Source organism: Streptomyces zhaozhouensis, from assembly GCF_900230195.1.
GTDB lineage: Bacteria > Actinomycetota > Actinomycetes > Streptomycetales > Streptomycetaceae > Streptomyces > Streptomyces zhaozhouensis.
The window spans coordinates 129,146-138,641 of the sequence record NZ_OCNE01000017.1 but is presented as its reverse complement, the minus strand read 5'-3'; the positions used below and the strand labels follow the sequence as shown (position 1 = coordinate 138,641).

The window sequence follows — 9,496 nt, the reverse complement described above, 5'->3', positions numbered from 1 at the left end:
ATCTACGACCCCGTCGCCAACATCACCGCCGCCGCCAACTACGCCGCCGACCGCTACGGCTCCATGGACAACGTCGACAGCGCCTACTGACACACCCGACCGGCGCCCTCCGGAGCCGGAGGACCTCACCAGGGCCCGGGTCCCGTCATCCGACGGGGTCCGGGCCCTCGTGCTGCGCGGGGAGGGGGTGAGCGCTCCCCGGGGCGGGCGACCGCGCCCCCGCCCGCACGCCGCGCCTCCGGCTCCGACCACCCGTGGTCTCCTCGACATGTCCCTCTCCTTCACCAACCGCACACTTTCGTGACCGAGAGTCACGCTAGGGCCGCTCGCGGCGGCCGGGGAAGGGGGTGCCCGAAAGTCGTCACTCTTGGTGACATCCGCTTCGATGCAGTCGAACTCCTGATCGTTTTCGCCGGTGGAGGCGCCCGTTCGTGCGCGGGGGATCGTGACTGTCAGTGGTGGATGGTGGAGTGTGGGCATGGAGCGCCACCCGACCCGCCTGAGACGCCAACTCCGGCCGCCGTGCCGGGAGTCGGTACCCGCCGGGCAGGAGCGGCGGCTCCGGTTCCGGTTTCCGGTCGATCCATTGACACAAATTTTGCAGGTCTCTAGGTTCGAGCGCACAAGAGAGCGCTCTCAGCCACCTTTCCCCCACTGGTTGCGAGGTACGACCTTTCATGCGGCCACTCACCCATCCCCGACGCCTCGCCCTGGCCCTGACGGCCGCGGCCACGGCGGTCGCCGGGCTCACCCTGATCCCGGGGTCGGCGACCGCGGCCGAGGTCCCGGTCGGCAGCGGCAGTTACTCGGACACCAGGCCGGAAGGGGCACTCGGCCCCACGGACGCCGACGGCAACCCCGTTCTTCCCCAGGTGACGGACGCCGTCGCCGACCAGCCGGTGCCCACCAACGACTGGTGGTCCTCGCTGGTCTTCAAGCGGTACGCGGACATCCCCCACTCCCAGCCCATGTACGGGCACCCGTTGAGCTACCAGGCGGTGGCCGGCGGTCTCGAGGTCGGCTACCAGACACAGGCGACCGTGGACGGCGCCGGCTACAACTACCCCCACGTGGCCGACCTGACCCTCGGCCTCGCCGGGCTCGACTCGCCGGACACCAAGGCCGACAGCTGGTCCGACTGGACCGTCACCCCCTACTGGGAGGACGGCAGCCGGACCTTCCGCGCCACCATCGGCCACGGCAGCCCGTTCGTCTACGCCGAGGGCACCGGCGGCGCCGCCGAGATCACCGCCGGCGCGACGCCCGAGGTCTTCGCCGACGAGGGCAGCACCCTCGGTGTCACGGTCAACGGTCGCGACTACGCGCTGTTCGCCCCCGGGGGCAGCGGCTGGACGGTCTCCGGCGAGACCATCAGCTCGGACCTGGGCGGCAACGACTACTACTCCGTCGCCGTGCTGCCCGACCAGGGCGCGCTCGACCTCTACGCCCAGTACGCCTACAGCTTTGTCACCGGCTCCACCGTCGACTGGTCCTACGACGAGGCCGGCGGGCGGATGAGCGCGACCTACACGCTGGAGACCGAGGCCAGGGAGGGCGAGGAGACCGGCACCATCCAGGCCCTCTACCCGCACCAGTGGCAGCACACCGGCGACGAGCTGACCGACTACGAGTACACCTCGCCGCGCGGCGTGATGCGGGTGCGCGACGGCGCCTCGTTCACCACCACCCAGGACGTGGTCGGTGTCCTGCCGACGCTGCCCGAGAGCGGCGGCCCGGACCAGGCCCAGCTCGCGGGGATGGTCAACGAGGTCGCCGCCGACGCGGCCGTCGAGTTCGGTGACACCTACTGGAGCGGCAAGCAGTTCGGCCGTCTCGCCCAGGTGGTCGGGATAGCCGACCAGATAGGTGAGACCGCCGCCAGGGACACCCTCATCGACGCCATGAAGGCCGGCTTCGAGGAGTGGTTCACGGCGGGCGGCGCGGCCGAGTTCGCCTACGACGCGGAGTGGCGCACGCTCACCGGCTACCCGGCCTCCTACGGCAGCGACCAGGAGCTGAACGACCACCACTTCCACTACTCCTACTTCGTCTACGCGGCGGCCGTCGTCGCCCAGTACGACCCGGAGTGGGCCGCCGAGTCCGCCTGGGGCGGCATGGTCGAGGAGCTGATAGGCGACGCGGCCAACCCGGCGCGCGACGACGACCGCTACCCGTTCCTGCGCGGCTTCGACGTGTACGCGGGCCACAGCTGGGCCGCCGGGCACCAGGGGTTCGCCGCGGGCAACAACCAGGAGTCGTCCTCCGAGTCGGTCAACCTCTCCGCGGGGCTGATCCTCTGGGGCTCGGCCACGGGCGACACCGAGCTGCGCGACCTCGGGGTCTACCTGCTGACGACCGAGTCCGAGGCGATCAGGCAGTACTGGTTCGACGCCGACGAGACCAACTTCCCGGCCGACTACCAGCACAACACCCTCGGCATGGTCTGGGGCAACGGCGGCGCCCACTCCACCTGGTGGACGGGCAACCCCGAGGAGATCCACGGCATCAACGTCCTGCCGGTGACCGGTGGCTCGCTCCACCTCGCGCAGGACAAGGACGCCATCATCCGCAACCTGGAGGAGATGGTCGAGGAGAACGGCGGCCCGCCGGTGGAGTGGAAGGACATCCTCTGGGAGTTCCAGGCGCTCGCCGACCCGGCGGCGGCCCGCGCGGCCTACGACGGCGACGGCGGCGGCAGCGGCGAGCCCGAGGCGGGCGAGTCCTGGGCGCACGTCTACCACTGGATATACACGCTGGACGCGGTCGGGGCGCCGGACACCTCGGTGACGGCCGACAGTCCGACCGCGGCGGCGTTCTCCGACGGTTCCTCCACCACCTACACCGCGCACAACCACGGCGACAGCGAGCAGACGGTGACGTTCTCGGACGGCACCACCCTGACCGTTCCGCCGCACTCGTCGGCCACCCAGGGCGGCTGACCCGCACCATCGGCCCGGGCCCCCACGGTCACCACCCGGGTTCCCCCCACCGCGCGCCGTCCCGTGTCCCCCGGAGAGGGGGCGCGGGACGGCGCCCGTCGTGGCGGGGCGCCGCCGATGAGTTTCCGGGGCGACGCGGGTCCACCGGGGCAAGGCAACGTCCACCATCCCCGGAGGTACCCCGTGCCCGTGTCCGAGCCGACCGCCACCGTCGCCCCCGAGTACAGCCAGCCCGGCGCGCGGCCCACCCCGTGGGCCGACGTCGTCGAGCTGCTGCGGACGGCCGAGCTCTACTGGCTCTCGACCGTCAGGCCCGACGGCCGCCCCCATGTCACCCCGCTGCTGGCGGTCTGGCGCGACGGCCGGGCGTACCTCGTGACCGGCGCGGAGGAGCGCAAGGCCCGCAATCTCGCGGCCAACCCCGCCGTGGTGCTCACCACCGGCCGCAACCTGCTCTCCGAGGGCCTGGACGTCGTCGTCGAGGGCACGGCGGCCCGGGTCGTCGAGCCCGCCGTGCTGCGTGCCCTCGCCGACGCCTACGCGGACAAGTACGGGCCGGACTGGGCGTTCGGGGTCGGTGACGGGGTGCTCACCCAGGAGGCCGGCGAGGCGCTGCTCTTCGAGATCGTCCCGAGCCGGGCCTTCGGCTTCGCCAAGGGGGAGTACGCGCAGACGCGATACGACCTCGGCTGAGGCGGCCCACCGGCCGGGAGCGGTGGTCGGGGGCTTCCGGGGCGGCCCGGTGCGGGCGCCGCCGGAAAGTGCGCTCTCCGTAGTCCCGCTCTGACCTGGCGTTATGGCGGCGTGCCCGGCGGAGGGCCGGCAGGCACTGTTGCCGGGGGCTGAGCACGGTCGCAGGATGGTGCGGTGTCCATTTTGATCACACCCCGCAATGCTCTGCGGAGCACTTTCCTTGAGGCCGTTCGCGAGTTCCGCGGTGAAGGGCGCGGCGGCGCGTCCGACGACACGATGCTCGGCCACCAGATATCGGTCTGGCGCGACCGCTGGGCCGACGAGGCCGGATTCGACGAGTACGTCAGGTCCCTGATCGCCGACGCGCGCCCCGAGACGCCCAGGCCCCAGGGCATGGTGCCGTCCACCACGCTCTGGTTCGTCGACGGCGAGACCTGGCTGGGCAGGCTGTCCATCCGCCATCGGTTAACCCCGCGGCTGATGGAGTGGGGCGGCACCATCGGCTACGACATCCGACCCTCCGCCCGCAACCGGGGCCACGGACGCGCCATGCTGCGCGCCGCGTTGCCCCACGCCTGGGGCCTCGGCTTCGATCCCGTGCTCGTCACCTGCGACGCGGAGAACATCGCCTCCCGCAAGGTCATCGAGGCCAGCGGTGGCGTCTTCGAGGACAAGCGCGGGGAGAAGCTGAGGTACTGGATTCCCACCTCCCCGTCGTAACCTGGGGGAGGGCCGCTCCAGGGGAACAGCCGCAGCGCCGGCACGCGGCCCCCGCGACACGGCCCACCGCCGCGCGCCACCGCCCGTGGCCCGCGCGGCCCTGAACGACCGAGGGACTGAGGACAACTGGGCAAGCGACAGCCCGTAGGACCGCCGCCGGCACCCGTGGTGCAGCGCGTGCGGCTGCGGTACACCAAACGCGGCCGTCTGCGGTTCACCAGCCACCGCGACTTCCAGCGCGCCTTCGAGCGCGCGCTCCGCAGGTCCGAGGTGCCGATGGCCTACTCGGCCGGGTTCACCCCGCACCCCCGGGTCTCCTACGCCAACGCCGCGCCCACCGGCACGGCCAGCGAGGCGGAGTACCTGGAGATCGCGCTCGCCGCGCCCAGGGAGCCGGAGCTGCTGCGGGAACGCCTCGACGCGTCGCTGCCCGACGGGCTCGACATCGTCGAGGCCGTTCCCGCGGCGACCGGCGACTTCGCCGAGCGGCTGGCCGCCTCCGAGTGGCGGCTGCGGATGGACGGCGTCGCGCCGGACGAGGCCCGGCGGGCGGTGGAGACCTTCCTCGCCGCCGAGGAGGTCGTGGTCCGCCGGCAGACGAAGAAGGGGATGCGGGACTTCGACGCGAGGGGCGCCGTCGCGGCGCTGAGCGTGGAGCCGGGAGGGTCCGATAGGCCCGAGTCCGTTCCCTGTGCGATACTGCGCCTGGTAGTACGGCATCTCACCCCTGCCGTGCGACCCGACGACGTCCTGTCCGGTCTCCGCGCTGTGGCCGACCTGGCGCCGCCGGTCCCCGTAGCGGTGACCAGGCTGGCGCAGGGGCCGCTCGATGAGGAGACCGCCACGGTGCTCGATCCGTTCGCGCCCGACCGCGACGCCGCCCGAGCCGTGCTCGCCACGGCCGGTGGGCAGCGACCCGCGGCGGCGCCGGGAGCCGCCGGACAGTGAGGCCGTCGCAGCGCCGACGAACCGCTTGGTCCAGGGAGCCACTCGGGCCCGACAGTTCCGGCCGGCGCACCGACCAGCAGACTTTCGCCGTAGCCGGACCTGGCAGGCCCGGAACCGGCGAGTGACACGACAGCTCCCGAGCGGCGCCCGCCTTCACCGGTGGGGCGCCCGGGAGCGTGACGGGAGAACCGCCCGCAATGCCCGAACAACACGAGTCCGCCCACGCGGACGGTGCGGATCGCACCGAAGACCACAGCACACCGAGCGACACCCTCCCCCCGCGCCGGCGCCGCCGCGTGGCCAGCCGCCCGGCCGGCCCGCCGACGTCGAGCGCCGAGACCGCCGCCGAGCCGGCGGCGGAGCAGATCCCCGTGGAGCCAGTCCCCGCGCCCGCGCCGCAGGTCGTCGAGGAGCCGGCCCCGCCCCGCCGCAGGCGCCGGGCGACCCGCCCGGTCTCCGAGCCGACCGGGGCCGAGACCCCGGTGACCGCCGCCGAGACCGCGCCCGTGGCCGAGGCGACCGGGGTGCCGGAGGTCGCCGAGCTGGTGGACGTGGCCGAGCCCGAGGCCCCCGCGGCCGAGGAGCCCACGCCGCCGCGCCGCAGGCGCCGGGCGACCCGCCCCACCGCCGAGCCCGAGACCGCCGAGGCGCCGGCGCGCCGCCGGCGGGCGACCAAGGCGGCCTCGGCCCCCGAGCCGGAGGACACCCTGCCGGGGCAGGCGGCTTCCGACGACGCGCCGCGGGGCGACGCCAAGCCGGACGACGCCGAGCCGGACGACGTGCCGCGGGGCGAGGCCGGGCCGGACGACGCGCCGTCCGAGGAAACCGGGAGCGCCAAGGCCGGGAAGACCGCCAAGGGCGCGAAGGCCAAGCGCGCCGGTGCCAAGGCCGAGGAGCGGAACGAGGCCGCCGAGCCGAGCGAGGAGCCCGAGGCCCCGCGCCGCAGGCGCCGCGCCACCCGGGCCGCCGCCTCGACCGCGCAGACCGAACAGGCCGAGCAGACTGAGCAGGCCGAGCAGGCCGAACAGCCGGAGCAGCCGAAGAAGTCCGAGCGGGCCGAGTCGGAGAAGAGCGCGCGGAAGAAGGCGGAGGCCGACGGCGCCCAGGAGCGCGAGCCGGCGCGCAAGCGCCGCCGCGCCACCCGCGCGGCCGAGGCGCCCGCCGAGCCCGCCGCCCGGCCGGACGAGCGGGCCGGCGAGGCCCAGCCGGAGGAGCGCCAGCCGCAGCCCCCGGCCGCCCCGACCGCGGTCTTCCGCGCGCCGGTCTTCCAGGCGCCGATGTTCCAGACGCCGCAGCGCGCCGCCGAGGAGGCGTACCGTTCGGCCGACTCCGGGCCCGAGGAAGAGCCGGAGGAGGACGAGGAGCTGACCGAGGGGACCGCCGCCGAGGCCGGCGCGGGCGAGGAGCCCGAGGCCGAGGCCGGCGACGGCGCGGCCGACGAGGGCGGTCGCGAGCGCCCGGCCCGCCGCCGCCGCAGGGGCGGCCGGCGTCGCCGCAGGGGCGAGCTGGCCGAGCGCGCGGCGGCCACCGCCGCCGGTGAGTCCGACGGCGACGACGGGCCCAAGGACGCCGCCGACGACCGTGCCGAAGCGGAGTCCGAGCCCGAGGCCGCGGAGGGCGCCGAGGACGGCGAGCACTCCGCCGACGAGGGCGGCGGCTCGTCCCGGCGCCGCCGGCGCCGCCGCCGGCGCAGCGGCGACTCGCCGGAGCCGGCCGCCGGGGGCGACGACCCGGAGCGCACCGTCGTCAAGGTCCGCGAGCCGCGCCGCAAGCGCGACGAGCCCACCGAGGCGTCCGACGGCGTGCAGTCCATCAAGGGTTCGACCCGCCTGGAGGCCAAGAAGCAGCGCCGCCGCGAGGGCCGCGAGCAGGGCCGCCGCCGGGTGCCGATCATCACCGAGGCCGAGTTCCTGGCCCGCCGTGAGGCGGTCGAGCGCGTGATGGTGGTGCGCCAGCAGGGCGAGCGGACCCAGATCGGGGTGCTGGAGGACAACGTCCTCGTCGAGCACTTCGTCAACAAGGAGCAGTCCTCCTCGTACGTGGGCAACGTCTACCTGGGCAAGGTGCAGAACGTGCTGCCCTCGATGGAGGCGGCGTTCGTCGACATCGGCAAGGGCCGCAACGCGGTGCTCTACGCCGGCGAGGTCAACTTCGAGGCGCTGGGCCTCGGTCACGGCCCCCGGCGCATCGAGACCGCGCTGAAGTCCGGCCAGCCGGTGCTGGTGCAGGTCACCAAGGACCCCATCGGGCACAAGGGCGCGCGGCTGACCAGCCAGATCTCGCTGCCCGGCCGTTACCTGGTCTATGTGCCCGAGGGCTCGATGACCGGGATCAGCCGGAAGCTGCCCGACACCGAGCGTTCGCGGCTGAAGCAGATCCTGAAGAAGATCGTTCCCGACGACGCGGGCGTGATCGTGCGCACCGCGGCCGAGGGCGCGACCGAGGACGAGCTGACGCGGGACGTGGAGCGGCTCCAGGCGCAGTGGGCCGAGATCCAGAAGAAGGCCAAGAAGGGCAACGCGCCCACCCTCCTGTACGGCGAGCCGGACATGACCGTCCGGGTGGTCAGGGACATCTTCAACGAGGACTTCTCCAAGGTCATCGTCAGCGGCGACGAGGCGTGGAAGACCATTTACGGCTATGTCTCGCACGTGGCGCCCGACCTGAGCGACCGGCTGGAGCGGTGGACCTCAGAGGTGGACGTCTTCGCCACCTACCGCGTCGACGAGCAGCTGATGAAGGCGCTGGACCGCAAGGTCTGGCTGCCCAGCGGCGGTTCGCTGGTGATCGACCGGACCGAGGCCATGGTCGTCATCGACGTCAACACCGGTCGGTTCACGGGCCAGGGCGGCAACCTGGAGGAGACCGTCACCAGGAACAACCTGGAGGCGGCCGAGGAAATCGTTCGTCAGCTGCGGCTGCGCGACCTCGGCGGGATCATCGTGATCGACTTCATCGACATGGTGCTGGAGTCCAACCGGGACCTGGTGCTGCGCCGCCTGCTGGAGTGCCTGGGCCGGGACCGGACCAAGCACCAGGTGGCGGAGGTCACCTCGCTGGGCCTGGTCCAGATGACCCGCAAGCGGGTGGGGCAGGGGCTGCTGGAGTCGTTCTCCGAGTCCTGCGTGCACTGCAACGGGCGCGGTGTCCTGGTCCACATGGAGCAGGCGCACCTGGCCGGCGGCGGCGGTGGCGGCGGCAAGAAGAGCCGCCGGCGCGGCAAGGGCGGGAACGCGCCCGAGCCGACCGAGGTGCCCGAGCCGACCGGCGTCACCGAGTCGCCGGAGCCGGCCGGCTCCGAGGACGCGGTCGAGCCGCTCGTGCCCGAGGAGACCGCCGAGGTCGTCGGCGAGCCGGAGCCGGTGGAGCGGGTCGGTTCCTCCGTTCCCGAGGAGGAGCCCGAGCGGGGCGGTCGCCGGCGTCGGCGGGCCACCCGCAAGGTGAGCGCGCCGGCCGGTCCGCCCAAGGTCGCGGAGGAGGGCGTGGTCACGGTCGTGACGGCTTCCGAGCCGGAGGCCGAGAAGGCGCCCGAGCCCGAGGCCGAGAAGGCGCCCGAGCCCGAGCCGGCGCCCGAGCCCGTCGTGGCCGAGGAGCCGAAGCCGGCGCGTCGCCGGGGCAGCCGCAAGGTGTCGGTCCCGGCCGGCGCCCCGCGTGCCGCCGCCGAGCCCGAGGTGCTGGTGGTCTCCCGCGAGGCCGCGGAGGCGACCGCCGCCCCCGGGGAGGCGTCCGAGTCGGTCGCCGAGACGGTCAACGGCTCGGCGCCCGCGCCGGCCCGTCGCCGGGTGGCCCGCAGGGCCGCCGGCTCGCCGGGCGGGGCCGAGGAGGCCGTGGTCACCGTGGTCGTCGCCGAGCCGGCGGAGGCCGCCGAGGCCGCGTCCGGCGAGGCGGAGCCGGTGAAGGCCGAGGCCGCGGACGCCGGCGAGGAGAAGCCCGCCGGGCGCGCGCCGCGCAAGACGGCCGCCAAGAAGGCGACCAAGACCACGGCGAAGTCCACGGCCAAGAAGACGGCGACCAAGAAGGCCACCACCAAGAAGACGGCCAAGAGCGCCCCGGCGAAGAAGACGGCGGCGAAGAAGGCCACGACCAAGAAGGCCACCACGAAGAAGGCGGCCACCAAGAAGGCGACGGCGGCCAAGACGGCCGCGCCGTCCGAGGACTGAGCGTCCCGCCGCACGCCGGAAGCGCCCCCGCCCGGC

Annotated in this window: 5 protein-coding genes and 1 pseudogene; all 6 read left to right on the top strand. The window is 74.0% G+C overall.

All coding sequences use genetic code 11. The annotated features are described in order from the left end of the window. Positions 1–90: pseudogene (locus CRP51_RS29705) on the top strand (transglycosylase SLT domain-containing protein); the annotation flags it as partial. Between the two features lie 587 nt (positions 91–677). After that, positions 678–2,939 (top strand): glycosyl hydrolase, encoded by a 2,262-nt coding sequence (locus CRP51_RS21715; RefSeq protein WP_097232969.1) that lies wholly within the window; start codon positions 678–680, stop codon positions 2,937–2,939. 189 nt (positions 2,940–3,128) lie between these two features. After that, positions 3,129–3,632, top strand: coding sequence for a pyridoxamine 5'-phosphate oxidase family protein (locus tag CRP51_RS21710; protein WP_245880733.1), 504 nt, complete (start codon positions 3,129–3,131; stop codon positions 3,630–3,632). A gap of 174 nt (positions 3,633–3,806) precedes the next feature. Further along, positions 3,807–4,352, top strand: a complete 546-nt coding sequence (locus CRP51_RS21705; RefSeq protein WP_245880732.1) for a GNAT family N-acetyltransferase — start codon at positions 3,807–3,809, stop codon at positions 4,350–4,352. 168 nt (positions 4,353–4,520) lie between these two features. Continuing rightward, positions 4,521–5,300, top strand: a complete 780-nt coding sequence (locus CRP51_RS21700; protein ID WP_097232986.1) for a TIGR03936 family radical SAM-associated protein — start codon at positions 4,521–4,523, stop codon at positions 5,298–5,300. Positions 5,301–5,497: 197 nt separating this feature from the next. Beyond that, positions 5,498–9,460, top strand: a complete 3,963-nt coding sequence (locus CRP51_RS21695; protein WP_097232966.1) for an Rne/Rng family ribonuclease — start codon at positions 5,498–5,500, stop codon at positions 9,458–9,460. Positions 9,461–9,496: the final 36 nt, after the last annotated feature.